The organism is Halomonas sp. ISL-56 (assembly GCF_018612805.1).
Classification (GTDB): domain Bacteria; phylum Pseudomonadota; class Gammaproteobacteria; order Pseudomonadales; family Halomonadaceae; genus Vreelandella.
Window position 1 is genome coordinate 84,218 of record NZ_JAGGRO010000011.1, and the last position, 15,631, is coordinate 99,848.

The window sequence follows — 15,631 nt, forward strand, 5'->3', positions numbered from 1 at the left end:
TTAGGGGTAGCTCTGGTCTAGCGCTTCTTCCAATGCCAGACGAAGTGGGCGCCCGTGATCCCGCGGCCCAAAACGGGCAATCACCTTGCCGTCACGGCCCACCAGAAACTTGGTAAAATTCCATTTGATTAGTTGTGTGCCCAGCACGCCAGGTGCTTCACGCTTGAGCAGTACAAACAGAGGGTGGGCATCACGGCCATTGACATTAACCTTCTCCAGTAACGGAAAACTGACGCCAAATTGCTGCTCGCCAAATTGACAAAACGCTTGGGCACTTTCCGGTGACTGGCGGCCAAATTGGTTGCACGGGAAACCGAGCACAGTGAAGCCACGATCCCGGTAGCGCTGATAGAGCGATTCTAACTCGCTTAACTGCGGGGTAAAACCACACTGGCTGGCGACATTCACCACCAGCAACACTTGACCGCGCAGCACGCGCAGATTGAACGGCAGCCCTTGGTGGGTAAAGCAATCTTGGTCGTAAATTTGCATCAATCAGCCCCACAAAACCACAAACGGCATGGGTATCACCATGCCACGGCTATGCTTTTTACACCAGCGGCCCAGCGACGACTCTTAGCGCCAGTGCGATTAATAATACGCCGGTGATACGGTTAATCCAGTGGGCACGCTGCTGCAGCCAGGGCAGAATGTGTGAATGAGAAAGCACCACTGCGACCAGCACGTACCACCCTCCGTCAATCAACATCGCCGTTAACACAATGATCGCTTTAGCCAGATCGCTCATTTCCGGGGTCACAAACTGACTCAGCAGTGCGACAAAAAATAGAATCAGCTTCGGGTTACCTAACGCCACCAGTACGCCCTCTTTGGCGGCCTGGCCCCGGCTCGTCACAATCGCATCAGGCTCTAAGGCACCCGCTTTGCCAGCGCGCAGTGCTTTCACCCCTAGCCATGCCAAATACGCCGCGCCGCACCAGGTAATCATTTGGAACAGCAGCGGAAAGCCGGCAATTACTGCACCTAATCCCCAAACAGTGAGTAACGCATAAAAGCCCACACCAAAGGCATGGAAGATAGCAGCGGTCACCCCAGTGAAACGCCCGCCGCCCAACGTATGGCGCAGCACCAGTGCCAAACTCGGCCCCGGCGACATAGCCCCCATGGCACAAACCGCGGCGAGTGATAGCCAAAGTGTCAACGGCATGCTTGTTCCTCCTTGAAGGGTCGATATCACAGTATGGGGGGTTGCAGCCAGTATACGCCAAGCCAAGCAACACTTCGGTAAGCGTCTTAAATAACGCTGTTAGCATGGTACGCTGTTGGGTAAAATTTGCGCTCTCACTTTTTTCTTTGCACTTTTTGTCTTTTTTAAAACAACCGCCCCGCCGCCCAATGCGCGGGGCGTATAGAAAACATAGGACGGCAACATGGGTAGGGCTTTTCAGAACCGTAAGGAATCCATGGCCAAAACGGCCGATGCAAAGACCAAGGTCTACAGCAAGTATGGACGCGAGATTTACGTTTGCGCTAAAGCTGGTGGCACCGATCCCAATGGCAACTTGGCGCTGCGCGGTTTAATGGAGCGGGCCAAAAAAGATCAGGTGCCTTCTCACGTTATTGATAAAGCACTCGACAAAGCCAGCGGCGCCGGTGGCGAAGATTTTTCCGCCGCCCGTTATGAAGGCTTCGGCCCTGGCAATGTAATGGTGATTGTCGACTGCCTTACCGACAACCCCAACCGCACCTTTGGTGATGTTCGCGGCTGCTTCACCAAAACCAAGAGCAAAATCGGCACCCCCGGTAGCGTCAGCCATATGTTTGACCACTGTGCCATCTTCTCCTTCGCCGGAAGCGATGAAGACGCCGTGCTCGAAGCATTAATGGAAGCCGATGTGGATGTCACTGACATTGAGCAAGAGGGTGAGCGGATCACCGTTTTTGCACCGCATACCGACTACGCCAAAGCCAAACAGACGCTGCTGGATGCCTTCGGTGACATTGACTTTGAAGCTGACGAGATTCAATTCCTGCCGCAAACCACCACCCCGGTGGAAGGCGACGACGTGGCCATGTTTGAAAAATTTCTTGGCATGCTCAACGAGCTGGACGACGTACAAAATGTCTACCACAGCGGTGAGCTACCTGAGTCTACCGATGCTTAACACCCGTTAGTAAGAAGATTCTGCCGCGTTGCGCGCATCCAGGGCGGCATCCGGTGGCAACATCGCTGACTGAACGCCCGCGGCATTCAGCACTGTTTTACCACGTACGGTTAGGTCGGTAATAAACAGAAACTGCTGGCGAGGATCCACCGGGTAGGCACGGATGCGGTAGTGAGTGCCCCAGGGTTTCTCTTCGGCCACCACAATGACCGGCTTATCGAACTTCAGATAGGCGCTGGTCAGCGCCACATCGCGCAGCGCTTTACGTACCCAGCCTGCTTCGTGGTCGGGGTGAAGGTAAAAACTCGCCACGCACTGCAGGCTGGTACCACCATTATTGGCGTTGTAAACGGCGTGATCCCACAACTTTAAGTGTGGCACGGCGACTAAATCATCGTCGGGTGTCTGAATGTCTACCGTGCGCAAACCGACGTGCTTAACCTCGCCGTAAGTGCCTTCAATATTCACCCAGTCCCCAGGACGATAAGGCAACTCAATCGCCGAAACAACTCCCGCGATCAAGCTGCTTACGTAGTCCTTCATGGCAAAACCAATGGCTAAGCCAAGCGCTCCCAGCAGCGTAACCATATTGCGTAGCGACGGCTCGATAACAATCGGTACGATGATGGCCAGCGCGGTAATCAAAATCAATAAACGCGTCAACGGCACGAGTGCAAAAATGCGGAAACGCACTTGCCCATGTAACCGTGTGGCCAACCAGTTGAGACCTCGTTGACTGACAATAATCAGCACAATGGTCGATAACAGCACCACCCCTAGGGTAATCAGCGTTTGGCTATCAATATCGTTAAACAGTCGTGCGTACTTTTGTTGTTCGTCCATGGATGGTGCTCTCCGCAGGCCTGTCGCTTTTAGCGCGGCGACTTAAAGGGGATCAACCAGATAATTGCGCGATTCCAATAGCTGGCGAACGCTCGCGTAGCTCAAGGGTGTGATCTGCCAACGCCCATCGTTGCTTGAAACAATCCCTTTGCGCTGCAACGCTAACCGGGCATTGAGTGCTTCATGGTGCGAAAATGGCAACACCTGCCCGAGCGAGTGGTCATCCAACCCGCCATGAATCAAGAGCGCATGCAGTACCAGCGTGGCGATATCTCCGGTATCAGTGGAAAGTTCCGCCTCGGCGAGGGCATCTACCAGCCACAGCGCCTCTTCACCGTCTGATGTTGGCTCGCGCAGTCGCTCCCGCCAGTAGTGCCAAGCAAGGCCGATATGACCACGACAGTGAGCGGCTAAGCGCTGTAGCTCTTTGTTAGGGGTTTTATCGTTGTTAGGGGCTTTATCGTTAGACTGGGTTGCTGATTCAGCCAATACCGGCTTGCCGGTTCGCGTGCTGTAGACCAACGGAGACTGCCCCTCATAGGCCGCAATCTTGGCAAAGTAGTGCGACAGCTGTTCGCCCTCCATGGATTGAAGAGTAAACACCGGTGCCCCTTCGATACCGATCACTTCTTGTAGGTAGGCATACGTCCAGCTATTGCAGCCAATCACACCCTGCCCCAAGCGGCCACTTAAGGCGCGCTCAAGAAACTCACGAACGCCCTGAATACCCTGGGTGTGGCGTAAAAAATAACGCTCTAGCGCGGTTACAGCCCATTCTCGCTGATTTGCAAAGCGCTCAACCCACTGAGCATCGCCTTCGGTAAGCTCGCTAAGCGTGGGTGGCGGCAGACAGGTAAAATGTTGCTGCTCCGCCCACTGACGAACCACTGAGACATGGCCGCAGTGCGGCGGGGTAATAAAAAATGCAACCGGCGCTTCCAGACCGTTTAGCTGCTGCGCCAAAGCCTTTGCTGCGGGTGCCCAATCAATGGGCGGCACTATATGTGCTAGCTTAACCTCAGGTAACGCACGCAGTTCATTTTCTTCCTTTACCTGTTGTTCAGCGCTATTTTTACCTACCAGCCACGTCGAAGCCGAACGCAACGAGCGTCGCCACTGGCTCGCCTGGGTCTGCTCAGGGGTGCGAAAGTGATCTAGCTCAACGACCGCCCACAACGGCGTGTCGGCCGATGATGATGACTCCCCCATGACTCTTGTCCTTATGGCTGGCGTTAAGCACTCACTTTAGCACGGCGCTCACTGTTACTAACCTCAAATCCGAACTTATGGTCTAGAATAAAGTCTTTATAGGCAGTTTTTATAGACAGTCTTTATAGACGGTCATTAGGGCACTTAACGGACTATTTTTTTATTGCCAAGCATTTTATGGTCAAGCAATGGCAAAAGCTAAAGGAGAAAGCGATGAGTGTTGTCCACGTTAGCGAAGAAGAGCTGCACGCCAAGCTTGAGAAGTGCATTGCCGGTGAGCGGTTACTGATCGAGCATGAGGGCAATCGCTTTAGCGCAAGAATCCAGCACGTAGGGCTGGTTGGCGTAAAGGTGATACCTGAAACCGAGATTAAAAACAGCCATCGCACGCCGGGTGACGTTGAAGGCGTTACGGTTCCCTACGATGAAATATTGGAGCTGGAAATAAAAGGTGTGGTCTACAGCCGCTTGCCAGATTAGTCGTCAAAACTGGCTTTCCCCTCTTTCTTCACTACGACTGACGCCACCCTTATGCAGGCACTTGCGGGCTTTCCACCAATGCCTTAGCCACACGCTCAAGCACCAGGGTTTCCCGGTGAATAGAGATACCCATCTTGCTAGGGCGACGCTGAATCACACCACGGTTGTGGGCTAGCGCATCTTCAAGACTCACCCAAGCAGCGGACATACCATTAGCGATTTCATAATCCTCAAAGCGCGTATCGCCAAGCGTCTGGCCGATTTCACAGTTAAACCAGTGCGAGGTTTGATACATCACATCCCAGTCTTTTTTGAAGGTAGGCGCATATTCGGTCACATAGCCGAAGTGGGAAACGATTTCGATTTGGTTAGCGCCTGTCTCCTCATGCAGTTCACGGTGCAAGCCCGCCTCAGGACTTTCGCCCGGATCAATGCCGCCACCAGGAAAGCTAAAATCATCGTAGCGCTCGGTGTAGAGCAGCAAGATTTTATCGTCACGGGTGACAATAGCTCGGGCCGCCTCACGCTTTAAGACCCGTAGCTGCTCGACTTCAAGCGGCTGGGCTAATGATTCATGCACTAAATGGGCTAAACGCTGCATAGGTACCTTGTGTTAGTTCTTGGTGTTAGTTCTTGCGTTAATTAATGACTAGACAGAAAAGCGGCCATTCTACCCGAATGGCCGCTTAACGTCAGGCTGCTGATTGCACGACAAGCTTACATGGTCAGGCAAATTTTGCCGAAGTGCTGTCCGGATTCCTGATGGCGGAAAGCGTCGGCGATGTCGGCGAGTGGGAATTCACGATCTATGATCGGATGCATGTCGAAGGTTTCCAGCGCGCGGATCATCTCGATCTGATGGCGACGGCTGCCCACAATCAAACCTTTTAAGCTCGCCTGTTTAGCCATTAGCTTAGCCGTTGGCACTTCACCTTCACGGCCGGTGAGGATACCAATCAACGCGATATGCCCACCGATTTTCACCGCATCGATGGACTGCGGCAACGTGCCAGAACCGCCTACTTCAACAACGTGATCAACGCCTTCGCCGTTGGTCAGCTCTTTTACCCGCTTACCCCAATCAGGCGTCTCTTTGTAGTTGATGGTGTGCTCGGCGCCCATCTCGCGCAGCCGCGCCAGCTTTTCGTTAGAGGAAGAAGTAGCGATTACCCGCGCGCCCATCAGGCGGGCAAACTGCAGGGCAAAAATGGATACCCCACCGGTGCCCAGCACCAGGACGCTATCGCCTGCTTTAATGCCTCCATCGACGACGAGTGCGCGCCAAGCGGTTAAACCAGCGGTGGTTAACGTAGCGGACTCTGCATGGCTGTAACCCTTAGGCTGATGAGTAAACCACTCAAAGGGGCGCACAACCTGCTCACGAGCGTAGCCATCCACGCCGTCGCCGGGGGTAGTGCGAAAATCGCCCACGCGAGCTGGGCCTTCCAACCAGTGCGGGAAGAAGGTTGAGACCACGTGGTCGCCAACGGCGAACTCGCTGACACCTTCACCGACCGCTTCAACCACCCCCGCGCCGTCCGACATGGGAATACGCTGGTCTTGCGTCGGGATCATCCCGGCGACCACGGCGTAGTCGTGGAAATTCAGCGAGCTGGCGTGCAGGCGTACTTTAATTTCACCAGGGCCAGGCTCTCCTGGGGCCGCTAGTTCAACGACCTCTAGCTTGTCTAAACCGCCGGGCTCTCGCAGCTGAATGGCTTGCATCACTACCTCCTATTAAACGTGTGTCGTTAAAAACGACTGGTCTATTATGAGATGAGGGCGTTATCTTCGAGATCAAGGTCGTGACCTAAAAATCCTCCCGACTGTCGCTGCCATAGGCTGGCATAAATGCCGTTGTGTGCAAGCAACTCCTGATGCGTACCACTTTCCACCATGCGCCCCTCATCCACCACAATCAGCCGGTCGAGCATAGCAATGGTCGAAAGACGGTGGGCAATGGCGATGACCGTTTTGCCCTCCATCAGCGTATCCAGCTGCTCTTGAATAGCCGCTTCGACCTCAGAGTCAAGCGCCGAGGTCGCCTCATCCAAAACCAGAATCGGCGCATTTTTAAGCAACACCCGTGCAATGGCGATCCGCTGGCGCTGGCCGCCTGACAGCTTAACGCCGCGCTCGCCTACATGGGCATCCAACCCACGACGCCCCTTCGGATCGACCAAGTCATTAATAAAGGTATCCGCATGGGCGCGGCACACCGCGTTCCAAACGTCCTCGTCACTGGCATGAGGGCTGCCGTAACGGATGTTGTCGCGTAGCGAGCGGTGCAGCAGCGAGGTATCCTGGGTGACCATGCCAATCTGGTGGCGCAAGGAGGTCTGGGTCACTTCGGCAATATTCTGCCCATCAATCAAAATCTGCCCGCCTTGCAGGTCATAAAAGCGCAGCAGCAGATTGGCCAGGGTGGATTTACCCGCCCCCGAACGGCCAATCAAGCCGATCTTCTCGCCGGGCTTAATGGCCAGGCTTAGCCCATCAAAGACGTTTTTACTCTCGCCTTTCGCCTGCTCGTATTGAAAGCGAAGCGCGTCAAACACAATTTCGCCATTGGGAACCTGAAGCGCTTTTGCATTGGGCGCATCGTTGATCGTTGGCGTCTGGGCGATGGTATTCATACCATCTTGAACGGTACCAATATTCTCAAACAGCCCGGCGACTTCCCATAAGATCCAATCAGACATAAAGCGAATACGCATGACCAGTGCAATGGCAATCGTCAGCACGCCCAGTGAAATTGCCTCCATATACCAAGCGCTAATAGCCATCGCCGCTGTCCCCACCAACAACGCAGTGTTTAACATCGTGAGGCCCACGCTCATGATGGTCACCAGCCGCATTTGGCGGTGAACAGTCACCATAAAGCCTTCCATGGCATCGCGAGCATAGCGCTGCTCACGTTCGGTGTCGGCAAACAGCTTGATGGTCTGAATATTGCTGTAGCTATCTACCACGCGGCCGGTCATTTGCGCCCGAGCGTCCGCCTGAGCCATGGAGACATCACGCAGACGCGGCACGAAGAAACGCATAATCGCAAGATAGCCTACTAACCACAGCCCCAGCGGTATCAGTAGCAGTAGATCTGCCCGTCCCAATAAAAAAGCCGCCCCGGTGAAATAGACAATGGCGTAGACCAGCAGCCCCATCACCTTGGTGACGGTTTCGCGGATCGCTAGTGCCGTTTGCATGACCTTTTGCGACACCCGCCCGGCAAATTCGTCCTGATAGAATGCCAGGCTCTGGCTAAGCATATGGCGGTGGGATAGCCAGCGGCCGATCATCGGATAGTTACCGAAAATACTCTGATGGGTAACCAACGACTGCAGCAGCACCAGCAGCGGCAAACCGATCAGCAGCAATAGCCCCAGACCTGTCAGCCACAGCCCGTTTTCAGCCCAAAAGCCTGCCCGCTCGACGTTGCCCAACCAATCCACTAGCTGGCCCATATAGCTGAAGAAGACCACTTCCGCCGCCGACACTAGCGCGGTGAACAGCGTCATGAGAAGCAATAGCGGCAACATAGGACGGGAAAAGTGGACAATAAACGGCATTAAGCCCTTAGGCGGCGTTTTTACCTCGCCTTCCGGGTAGGGATTAACCCGCGTTTCGAAGTAACGAAATAACGGCTGTAAAACACGCGATAGCATGAGGGTTCCTTTACGTTACTGGCGTTGGTATTGACGGTCTTTAATTTGTTGTGTGTGAGGGTGTAGATGTCGTTAAAAGGTCATGAAGAATGCGAATGACGCAGCAGCCAACGCGCCCAGAACGGTGCAATAATCATCAGCGTCACCATACGCAGTAGGTGATGAAAAGCGACAAATACCGGGTCGATGTTTAACGCCACAGCCAAAATTGCCATCTCGCCAATGCCACCTGGTGCCAGCGCCAGCAGCGCTACATCGCGCCCTACCCCGAGCAGTTGGTGAATCAGCTCGGCAAATAGCGCCAGTACCAGCAACGCTAACAGTGTCGCCACGCCAGACTGCCATAAATAGCGCCCAAAAAGCTGTCGCGTCATGCCCTGAAAACGCGAACCAATGGCACTGCCCAGCACCCACAACATAAGGTTCATGCCCCACTCCGGTAGAGCAAGGCTAGCAATATCAACACCGGATAATAGAGCAGCGACTAGCAGCGGTGCCAGCAGTGCGGGGCTGGGAATTCGTAGCCAGCGGCCAAGCGGCAATAACAGCGGAATCAGCAACAGCATCCAGCCATGTTCCAAACCGCTATGAACAGGATCAATGCCTTCACCGCCACCCTCGTAGGCCCAAAATAGCGGCGGTAAAAAAAGAATCACTAAAATGATCCGCAGCGACTGCGCCACTGCAATACGCTGCGGGTCGCCACCGCACTTTTCACCCAGCAGGATCATCGCCGTCATCGCGCCAGGCGAGGCACCGAACCAGGCGCTGACTGGGTCAAACCCGCAACGACGATACCAGGCAGCGGCCACGGCGGTGGAAGCGGCCACCCCCAACAGCAGTAGTGCGGCGGAAACAGGCCAATCCACTACGCGATGCGCCAACTGTGGGGTGACCTGGCTACCCAGCACCATACCCATTACCGCTAAAAACATATTACGCAGCGGCTCAGGCACTGACACCTTAACACCTTGTGAAGAAGCCAGCAGGTTAGCAATCAGCGGGCCCAGCATCCAGGCAAGGGGCAAACCGGTCAGTTGAAACAACGTGCCGCCCAAGGCACCTAGACCCAGCGAAATCGCAAGTGACATTAAACTCTCTGCACTGAAACGGTAGCCCTTCAAACTGCCCCCCATGATCAACCTTTGGCTAAGCGCCAGGATACTTATCCTGCTAAGCGTCATGGCCAGTTTATCACTATTAGTCGTCTTTCAGGGTTGACGTCGCGTCTTTTCAAGCGATGGCTCCTGATCAAAAATAGTTGTTTCGAAGTCTGCATCTACTATCCAGCCAGCGTATAATAGCCTTCGCCATTAATGGCGAACTTTCTCAGGGCGGGGTGCAAGTCCCCACCGGTGGTGATGCTGCAGTCGATGCGGACAAGCCCACGAGCGCTCAACCAATGGCTAAAGCTTGACGGTTGAGGACAGCAGATTCGGTGAGATCCCGGAGCCGACGGTAATAGTCCGGATAAAAGAGAAGGTTTCCTAGTGATATTGCCCGTAGCGTTCCAACGCATACGGGTGCTGTGCTATTGGATGCCTCATGCCCTGGTTCTGGTAAACAATCCCCCCATAGGATGACCATGAATCAGACCCAACACTCTTCATCAGTGCGCGTTGCCTTTATCGAAGCATCTTGGCATCACGATATTGTCACTCAAGCCAGAGAGGCATTTATTGCTCAGCTTGCCAGCGAGCATGGCTTTTCTGCTGATCAAGTAGAGATATTCCAAGTCGCGGGAGCTTACGAAATCCCGCTTCAGGCTAAACTGCTCGCTAAAACTGGCCGTTACAGCGCCATTGTGGGGGCCGGCTTTGTCATTGATGGCGGCATCTATCGGCACGAATTCGTTGCCCAAGCGGTCATTGAAGGCATGATGCAAGCGCAACTGGACACCGAAATCCCCATCCTTTCAGTTGTGCTGACGCCTCATCATTTTCATGAACACAGCACGCACCACGCGTTTTTCCATGATCATTTCCGCGCCAAAGGCAAGGAAGCCGCAGAAGCGTTGGTCATGACCCTGGAAAACCATAAAAGGATTCAAGGGCTAAAATAGGCCACTGCCAACCCTCTGAATATGCTTAGGTAGCGAGCAGTCTGAATCTCTGCTCGCTAACCTAGTCAATCTAGAGGTTTTTTACAGCCTAAATGCCGTTTAGGATTATTGCCGAGGAGCAGCATCTACTCGGCAAACACGCCTAAACCCTCTGCTTTTGGGAAACTACGCATCGTCTGCTGATTCCACGTCTCAAAGTGATCGTGCATTGCTTGACGCGCAAGCTCCCGGTCACGAGTTTTAATGGCAGCGACAATTGCTATATGTGTCTCGTTAGTTTTCTTTTGTGCTTCTTTTGATTGCCTTGCCAAAATCCTGCGCTGGTGAAGTACTTTTTTAAGTACCGATGATAGCCCTTGAAAAATAATCAATATGGCAGGGTTTTTGGCCATAATGGCCAGCAGCTCATGGAATTCATAATCCGCCTGAATGCCCTCAAGAACATCAGATGACGTCACGATTTTTTCGCAAAGTAACTCTAGCCTTTTCAGCTCATGAGCCTGATGATTAACCGCTGCGGCCTGCACGATCTCTTTTTCAAACATCTCCCTAGCCGTCTCAAGATGATCGACGGAGACGTAATTGAGCTTTAGCGCTAGCTCAAAATAGAGCTGGATAAAAACAGGTTCGGGCATCTTAAGAAAAGTACCACTCCCCTGCTTGCGTTCGATGAAGCCAAGACTTTGCAATAAAGAAAGGACGTTCCTAACCGACGAACGATGCATATCAAAATGCTCACACAACGCTCTTTCTGCCGGTAGCTTTAACCGGCCATCTTTAGACAGCTCGGAGACCGACACAAACTCCTTAAGTCTATCCAAAAGATTCGGATCGATCTGACTCATAACATCATCCAAGCGCCACCCCTATACCGTATCGTAAGCATAGGGGCAGCTTAGCATAATCAATGAATGTGCATACCGCCGTTAACATCCAGGGTGGCCCCTGTAATGTAGCTGGAAAGGTCGCTGGCCAAGAACAGGAAGGCCTTGGCTACATCTTCAGGAGTGCCCATTCGTGCCAGCGGGATGCCCTCTAAAATCTTGGCTTTCATCTGATCGTCCAGCTTGCCAGCGGTAATATCGGTAGCGATTAATCCCGGCGTGACGGAGTTAATGCGAATACCAAAAGCACCAAGCTCGCGCGCCATGGCCTTACCCAGCCCTAACATGCCTGCCTTAGCGGCACTGTAGTGCGGCCCCCCAAAGATACCGCCACCCCGCTGCGCAGAAACCGAAGAGGTATTAATAATTGAGCCTGACTTCGCCGCTTTCATATGTGGCACAACAGCCTGCGACATATACAGCATGCCCCGGAGGTTAACGTCCAGAATGCGATCATAGTCTTCGGGCAAGATCTCTTCGAACTTCACCGGCTGAGTAATACCAGCGTTATTGATGAGCACATCAATGCGGCCGAATTTATCCATGATCGCCTTCGCTAAATTGAAGCAATCATCACGATTCGCTACGTTTCCAACCACTACTAGCGAGCGCTCTGGGTCAAACTCGCTGCTCACCTTATCGCAGGCCTGCTGATTGATATCAGAAATAACGACCGAAGCCCCATGCTCATAGAAGAGCTTAGCGGTTCTCAAGCCAATGCCTTTCTCACCTGCAGCGCCTGTAACGATACATACCTTGTCTTTAAGTAGCATAACGTTTTCCTTTTATTGATTTGTAGTCGATTGTTTTTGAAGTAACTCCAGCTCCATAAGCGAGCGGGAAATGTGCGACTCGATTACATCAAGTGGCAGTGGTTGTTCATCGCGCCAAGGTTGAGCATTGGCATCACGATGAAGGCGAAATGGAAGCTCGAGTGAAAACGGCTTATTTTGACGAAGAAGCTGCGACGCCAGCGCAGTGTCATTCACATCCCCTGCTCCCAATGGAACGAAATCGATGCCGCCTTCACGGCGCACGCAGGGTTTAAGATGGAAATGGTCGGCAAAATTCATTGCCGTACGTGCATCTTCAAGCGGATCTCGAGCTGGGCAGTGGGCTAACAGGTTGCCGATATCGTAATTAATACCGAAAGCCTGAGCGCCCAGCTGTTTAAGCAAGCCCGTTGCGTCACCGGCGTAGTCGAGTAAGTTAGGAACGCCATTGCCGGGATTCTCAAGCAGAATGCGCACACCGTAGTGGTGAGCAATCGCAGCCAGGGTATCGGCCTGTGCAAAGAAAGTACCTGCACGATCACGCGTAGCGGCGTTAGTAATTACACAGGTGGCCCCTAAAGACGCAGCAAAACGACAGCGTGCTTCAAGCCTGGCAGCGGCGTTTTCAATGCCCAAATCAATATGGCCGGAAAAATAGCGGCACTGCTGGCCATGGCGCTGCATTTCACTTTTCAGCTCGCTGGCGAAAGCTTCAGTAAAGTCGCTGTCGGTAAAGGCTTCTACATAGCCATCGATAAAGGCAATTTCCACATTTTTTACACCACACCGCGCTAGCGATGGCAGAATCACATCAAACCCGTAGCCGTCGTAAGCCGCCGTGCTGACAGATATAAAACTCGGCATTGTGTCTCCTTAGGCCGTTCCGTTGAGCATTCGGTAGGTACGAATCAGCTGGCTGTCATCTAACTTGCCCTCCCCACGCTCAGCACTGGCTATAAAAAGCTGACGCGCGGTTTCTGCCAGTGGCGTAAACGCCTTGGAGGCCTTGGCTGAATCACAGACGATGCCCATATCTTTGCAGAAAATATCGATCACACTGGTAATCTCGTTTGGCTCAGCGATCATCCTGGGGCCACGATCTTTCAGCATCCAGCTTGACGCTGCCGAACCCTGCAACAGCGACAGCATTGTTGAGGCATCAATACCGCTCTTCTCTGCAAGCGCTAGCGCTTCTGCAGCAGCGGCAATGTGCACGCCACATAGCAGTTGATTAACCGCTTTCATCGCCGCGCCCTGCCCCGGCCGTTCCCCGGCTTCAAAGACAACTTTGCTTAATATTTCAAACGCTTGACGGCATTTCGACAAAGCATCTTGGGTACCTGCTGCCATAATCGTGAGTTCACCCGTCTCGGCACCCACCACTCCGCCTGACACCGGAGCATCAATGAAGTGCAGGTCTGGCCTAATCGCCTCGACTTCTTGTGAGATAGCCGCCGCATCGTCGGGGGCAATGGTCGACATTTGGACAACACAAGCACCTTGCCTAAGCGACTCGATACCGTTGATACCAAACAGCACAGAACGCACCTGATCAGCATTTACCACCATGATAAAAAGTGCTTCGCAACGGGTCAGCCCGCGCTGTTTTTGCTCTGGTGACATCACCTGGTCGTTGAAAGCCGTTTCCGTTGACTCAACGGCATCCATACCCAGCACCTGGAAACCACCTTCTTTCAGCCGGGTTGCCATAGGCCACCCCATGGCGCCCAGCCCTGCAAATGCGATAGTTTGCATAACCACCTCAGTAAATAATCAGAGCTGGCACGTAGGACACCAGCAACAACACGACAATGGCCACCAAATAGAAAGGCCCCAGCTCCTTTACCACGGCGCCAATACGTTCACGGGCAATGGCAGAAGAGACAAACAGAGTGGTGCCGATGGGGGGCGTGAACAGGCCAATGCTTAGGTTCACGCACATGATGATGCCGAGTTGCACCAGATCTAGCCCAATCGCGTTGGCGATGGAGACCAGCGTTGGCCCTAACAGCAAGATGGCAGCGGGCAAATCGAGGAACATACCGATAAATAGCATCAGCAAGTTGATCGCCAAAATGATCAAGATAGGGTGTTTTAGATACTCGACAGCCCATTGAGCGACGGCCTGCGGGACACCGCCAGACGTCAGAATGTAAGCAATGATGTTTGCCGCCGCGATAATTAACATCACAATGCCTGTGGTGATCACTGTGTTTACCAGTGCACTCATGACACGATCAGCCGTCAGGTCACGGTAGATAACACTACTGACTACCAGGGCATAGGCAACGGCGATGACACTTACCTCTGTGGGTGTGGCAATCCCCGCGCGCAGCAGCACGACGATAAATACCGGCATCAGCAACGCGGGTAGCGCGGTGAACAGCGTGTTTCTTATTTCGGCGCCCGTATACTTGAGCGTAAGACGAGGGAAACCACGACGTCTGCCAATGATATTGCAGGCCAGCATCATGCCACCCGCGAGCATCAGTGCCGGTATCACTGCGGCAATGAACAGTGAGGCTATGGAAGTGTTCGAGACAGTAGCAAACAGGATAAGTGGGATAGAAGGCGGCATCAGGCCAGCAATCACAGAGGAGGCTGAGGTAACGGCAGCGCCGAAAGCGCCAGGGTAACCCTCCCTCTTTTGCCAAGGGATAAGCATGGAACCGAGTGCGGACGCCTCTGCTACCGAAGACCCTGAGACCCCACCGAAGACCGTTGAACCCACCACGGTGACCTGACCTAGCCCGCCGTGATATTTACCCACCAACATGGAGGCTAAAGCCACTAACTTCTGTCCTAGCTTGCCGGACATCATCAGCCCACCAGAAAGAATGAAGAAGGGTATCGCCAGCAAAGGAAAACTTTGTGTCGGCTGAAAGATCTTCATAACCGCCATACTGGATGGCATAGGGCCAAAAACGGATAGCGCCGCCCAACCGCTTATAACCAGCGAGTAACCAACCGGCATCGCCATTAATAGCAACAAGACAAAGCCAATGAGCATCTGGGCCGTCATATCCCTTCCTCCCCGTGCGCGACTTGAGGTTCAGAGGATTGATTCAGATCTCCTCCGCTGAGCACCATTGCGATGTTGATGAACGAAATAACAGCTAACCCCATAAAACCAACGACGACTGACCAATAAGCCCAAGACATTCCAATCCGGGTGATCGGCAATCGCTGGGAGCCTGCAATTTCGACGACATCCAACCCGTGGACTGCCATAAAGCTAAAAGCGATCATTGCTATTAGGTTAACGGCCAACACCACTACCTTCTTGGGTAGTCTTGGCAGCTTTTCGACTACCAGCTCGACGCCAATGTGCTCGTTCCTTGCCGCCGCAGCGACGATGGCGCACATCGTTAACCAGGGGAAAACCAGGTTAGGCACTTCCGACACCCAGCCCAAATTGGTAGAAAACAGGTACCGAACCACCACACCCAGCAATAGCGACACAAAGATAGTCACAACGGCGACGATGGATACCCATTTGAAGGTGTGATAAATCAAACGTTTTGAGCTCGCTAACAGTGAAGTGGGCCCGCCCACTTCACCGCCGCGGCTCTCCATTGAGAGCGACATG

Annotated in this window: 17 protein-coding genes and 1 riboswitch; of the genes, 3 read left to right on the forward strand and 14 right to left on the reverse strand. The window is 53.3% G+C overall.

What is annotated here, in order from left to right; translation table 11 throughout:
- A complete protein-coding gene (locus J7J49_RS08315) occupies positions 1-492 on the reverse strand; it encodes a glutathione peroxidase (protein WP_064232506.1) in 492 nt (163 codons plus the stop codon).
- A 58-nt stretch (positions 493-550) separates the two neighbouring features.
- Positions 551-1,168 carry a LysE family translocator gene (locus J7J49_RS08320; protein WP_205634122.1) on the reverse strand — a complete coding sequence of 206 codons (618 nt, stop codon included), beginning with the start codon at positions 1,166-1,168 and terminating at the stop codon, positions 551-553.
- A gap of 223 nt (positions 1,169-1,391) precedes the next feature.
- Here J7J49_RS08320 and J7J49_RS08325 point away from each other — a divergent pair, with 223 nt between their 5' ends.
- On the forward strand, positions 1,392-2,126 hold the full coding sequence (locus tag J7J49_RS08325) for a YebC/PmpR family DNA-binding transcriptional regulator (RefSeq protein WP_215091724.1): 735 nt from the start codon (positions 1,392-1,394) through the stop codon (positions 2,124-2,126).
- 6 nt (positions 2,127-2,132) lie between these two features.
- On the opposite strand, the gene J7J49_RS08330 is transcribed toward J7J49_RS08325, so the two are convergent.
- Positions 2,133-2,969 (reverse strand): mechanosensitive ion channel family protein, encoded by an 837-nt coding sequence (locus tag J7J49_RS08330; RefSeq protein WP_215091725.1) that lies wholly within the window; start codon positions 2,967-2,969, stop codon positions 2,133-2,135.
- A 42-nt stretch (positions 2,970-3,011) separates the two neighbouring features.
- On the reverse strand, positions 3,012-4,178 hold the full coding sequence (locus tag J7J49_RS08335; protein WP_215091727.1) for a hypothetical protein: 1,167 nt from the start codon (positions 4,176-4,178) through the stop codon (positions 3,012-3,014).
- 213 nt (positions 4,179-4,391) lie between these two features.
- Between J7J49_RS08335 and J7J49_RS08340 the strand changes: the two genes are divergently transcribed.
- On the forward strand, positions 4,392-4,658 hold the full coding sequence (locus J7J49_RS08340; RefSeq protein ID WP_064232501.1) for a hypothetical protein: 267 nt from the start codon (positions 4,392-4,394) through the stop codon (positions 4,656-4,658).
- Between the two features lie 49 nt (positions 4,659-4,707).
- On the opposite strand, the gene J7J49_RS08345 is transcribed toward J7J49_RS08340, so the two are convergent.
- The 4 genes from J7J49_RS08345 to J7J49_RS08360 form a co-directional block, all read right to left on the reverse strand.
- Complete coding sequence (locus J7J49_RS08345) at positions 4,708-5,259, reverse strand: NUDIX hydrolase (RefSeq protein WP_215091729.1); 552 nt, start codon at positions 5,257-5,259, stop codon at positions 4,708-4,710.
- 116 nt (positions 5,260-5,375) lie between these two features.
- Positions 5,376-6,383 carry a zinc-dependent alcohol dehydrogenase family protein gene (locus J7J49_RS08350; protein ID WP_215091732.1) on the reverse strand — a complete coding sequence of 336 codons (1,008 nt, stop codon included), beginning with the start codon at positions 6,381-6,383 and terminating at the stop codon, positions 5,376-5,378.
- 44 nt (positions 6,384-6,427) lie between these two features.
- Positions 6,428-8,323: an ABC transporter ATP-binding protein gene (locus J7J49_RS08355; protein ID WP_215091733.1), complete on the reverse strand. Its 1,896-nt coding sequence runs from the start codon at positions 8,321-8,323 to the stop codon at positions 6,428-6,430.
- Between the two features lie 80 nt (positions 8,324-8,403).
- A complete protein-coding gene (locus tag J7J49_RS08360; protein WP_251048211.1) occupies positions 8,404-9,414 on the reverse strand; it encodes an AbrB family transcriptional regulator in 1,011 nt (336 codons plus the stop codon).
- A gap of 230 nt (positions 9,415-9,644) precedes the next feature.
- Positions 9,645-9,809, forward strand: a riboswitch (FMN riboswitch).
- Positions 9,810-9,908: 99 nt separating this feature from the next.
- On the opposite strand from J7J49_RS08360, the gene J7J49_RS08365 reads away from it, so the two are divergent.
- Complete coding sequence (locus tag J7J49_RS08365; protein ID WP_064232497.1) at positions 9,909-10,385, forward strand: 6,7-dimethyl-8-ribityllumazine synthase; 477 nt, start codon at positions 9,909-9,911, stop codon at positions 10,383-10,385.
- Positions 10,386-10,510: 125 nt separating this feature from the next.
- Here J7J49_RS08365 and J7J49_RS08370 read toward each other — a convergent pair whose 3' ends face one another.
- The 6 genes from J7J49_RS08370 to J7J49_RS08395 are packed head-to-tail and all read right to left on the reverse strand — an operon-like array spanning position 10,511 to position 15,630.
- On the reverse strand, positions 10,511-11,230 hold the full coding sequence (locus J7J49_RS08370) for a FadR/GntR family transcriptional regulator (RefSeq protein WP_064232496.1): 720 nt from the start codon (positions 11,228-11,230) through the stop codon (positions 10,511-10,513).
- Between the two features lie 59 nt (positions 11,231-11,289).
- Entirely contained in the window at positions 11,290-12,042 is a 753-nt protein-coding gene (locus tag J7J49_RS08375) for an SDR family NAD(P)-dependent oxidoreductase (RefSeq protein WP_064232495.1), read from the reverse strand.
- A gap of 12 nt (positions 12,043-12,054) precedes the next feature.
- The gene (locus J7J49_RS08380) at positions 12,055-12,906 is read right to left on the reverse strand and encodes a sugar phosphate isomerase/epimerase family protein (RefSeq protein WP_215091735.1); all 852 of its coding nucleotides are present in this window, start codon (positions 12,904-12,906) and stop codon (positions 12,055-12,057) included.
- A 9-nt stretch (positions 12,907-12,915) separates the two neighbouring features.
- Entirely contained in the window at positions 12,916-13,797 is an 882-nt protein-coding gene (locus J7J49_RS08385; protein ID WP_215091737.1) for an NAD(P)-dependent oxidoreductase, read from the reverse strand.
- Between the two features lie 7 nt (positions 13,798-13,804).
- Positions 13,805-15,064 carry a TRAP transporter large permease gene (locus J7J49_RS08390; protein ID WP_215091739.1) on the reverse strand — a complete coding sequence of 420 codons (1,260 nt, stop codon included), beginning with the start codon at positions 15,062-15,064 and terminating at the stop codon, positions 13,805-13,807.
- Complete coding sequence (locus J7J49_RS08395) at positions 15,061-15,630, reverse strand: TRAP transporter small permease (RefSeq protein WP_215091741.1); 570 nt, start codon at positions 15,628-15,630, stop codon at positions 15,061-15,063. The genes J7J49_RS08390 and J7J49_RS08395 overlap by 4 nt, the downstream gene beginning before the upstream one ends.
- Position 15,631: the final 1 nt, after the last annotated feature.

Bases quoted from the DNA above. Each gene is read 5' to 3' on its own strand.
- J7J49_RS08345 (WP_215091729.1), bottom strand. From the start codon at position 5,259: ATGCAGCGTTTAGCCCATTTAGTGCATGAATCATTAGCCCAGCCGCTT.
- J7J49_RS08335 (WP_215091727.1), bottom strand. From the start codon at position 4,178: ATGGGGGAGTCATCATCATCGGCCGACACGCCGTTGTGGGCGGTCGTT.
- J7J49_RS08370 (WP_064232496.1), bottom strand. From the start codon at position 11,230: ATGAGTCAGATCGATCCGAATCTTTTGGATAGACTTAAGGAGTTTGTG.
- J7J49_RS08365 (WP_064232497.1), top strand. From the start codon at position 9,909: ATGAATCAGACCCAACACTCTTCATCAGTGCGCGTTGCCTTTATCGAA.
- J7J49_RS08360 (WP_251048211.1), bottom strand. From the start codon at position 9,414: ATGTCACTTGCGATTTCGCTGGGTCTAGGTGCCTTGGGCGGCACGTTG.
- J7J49_RS08315 (WP_064232506.1), bottom strand. From the start codon at position 492: ATGCAAATTTACGACCAAGATTGCTTTACCCACCAAGGGCTGCCGTTC.
- J7J49_RS08380 (WP_215091735.1), bottom strand. From the start codon at position 12,906: ATGCCGAGTTTTATATCTGTCAGCACGGCGGCTTACGACGGCTACGGG.
- J7J49_RS08390 (WP_215091739.1), bottom strand. From the start codon at position 15,064: ATGACGGCCCAGATGCTCATTGGCTTTGTCTTGTTGCTATTAATGGCG.
- J7J49_RS08350 (WP_215091732.1), bottom strand. From the start codon at position 6,383: ATGCAAGCCATTCAGCTGCGAGAGCCCGGCGGTTTAGACAAGCTAGAG.
- J7J49_RS08385 (WP_215091737.1), bottom strand. From the start codon at position 13,797: ATGCAAACTATCGCATTTGCAGGGCTGGGCGCCATGGGGTGGCCTATG.
- J7J49_RS08340 (WP_064232501.1), top strand. From the start codon at position 4,392: ATGAGTGTTGTCCACGTTAGCGAAGAAGAGCTGCACGCCAAGCTTGAG.
- J7J49_RS08325 (WP_215091724.1), top strand. From the start codon at position 1,392: ATGGGTAGGGCTTTTCAGAACCGTAAGGAATCCATGGCCAAAACGGCC.
- J7J49_RS08355 (WP_215091733.1), bottom strand. From the start codon at position 8,323: ATGCTATCGCGTGTTTTACAGCCGTTATTTCGTTACTTCGAAACGCGG.
- J7J49_RS08320 (WP_205634122.1), bottom strand. From the start codon at position 1,168: ATGCCGTTGACACTTTGGCTATCACTCGCCGCGGTTTGTGCCATGGGG.
- J7J49_RS08375 (WP_064232495.1), bottom strand. From the start codon at position 12,042: ATGCTACTTAAAGACAAGGTATGTATCGTTACAGGCGCTGCAGGTGAG.
- J7J49_RS08330 (WP_215091725.1), bottom strand. From the start codon at position 2,969: ATGGACGAACAACAAAAGTACGCACGACTGTTTAACGATATTGATAGC.
- J7J49_RS08395 (WP_215091741.1), bottom strand. From the start codon at position 15,630: ATGTCGCTCTCAATGGAGAGCCGCGGCGGTGAAGTGGGCGGGCCCACT.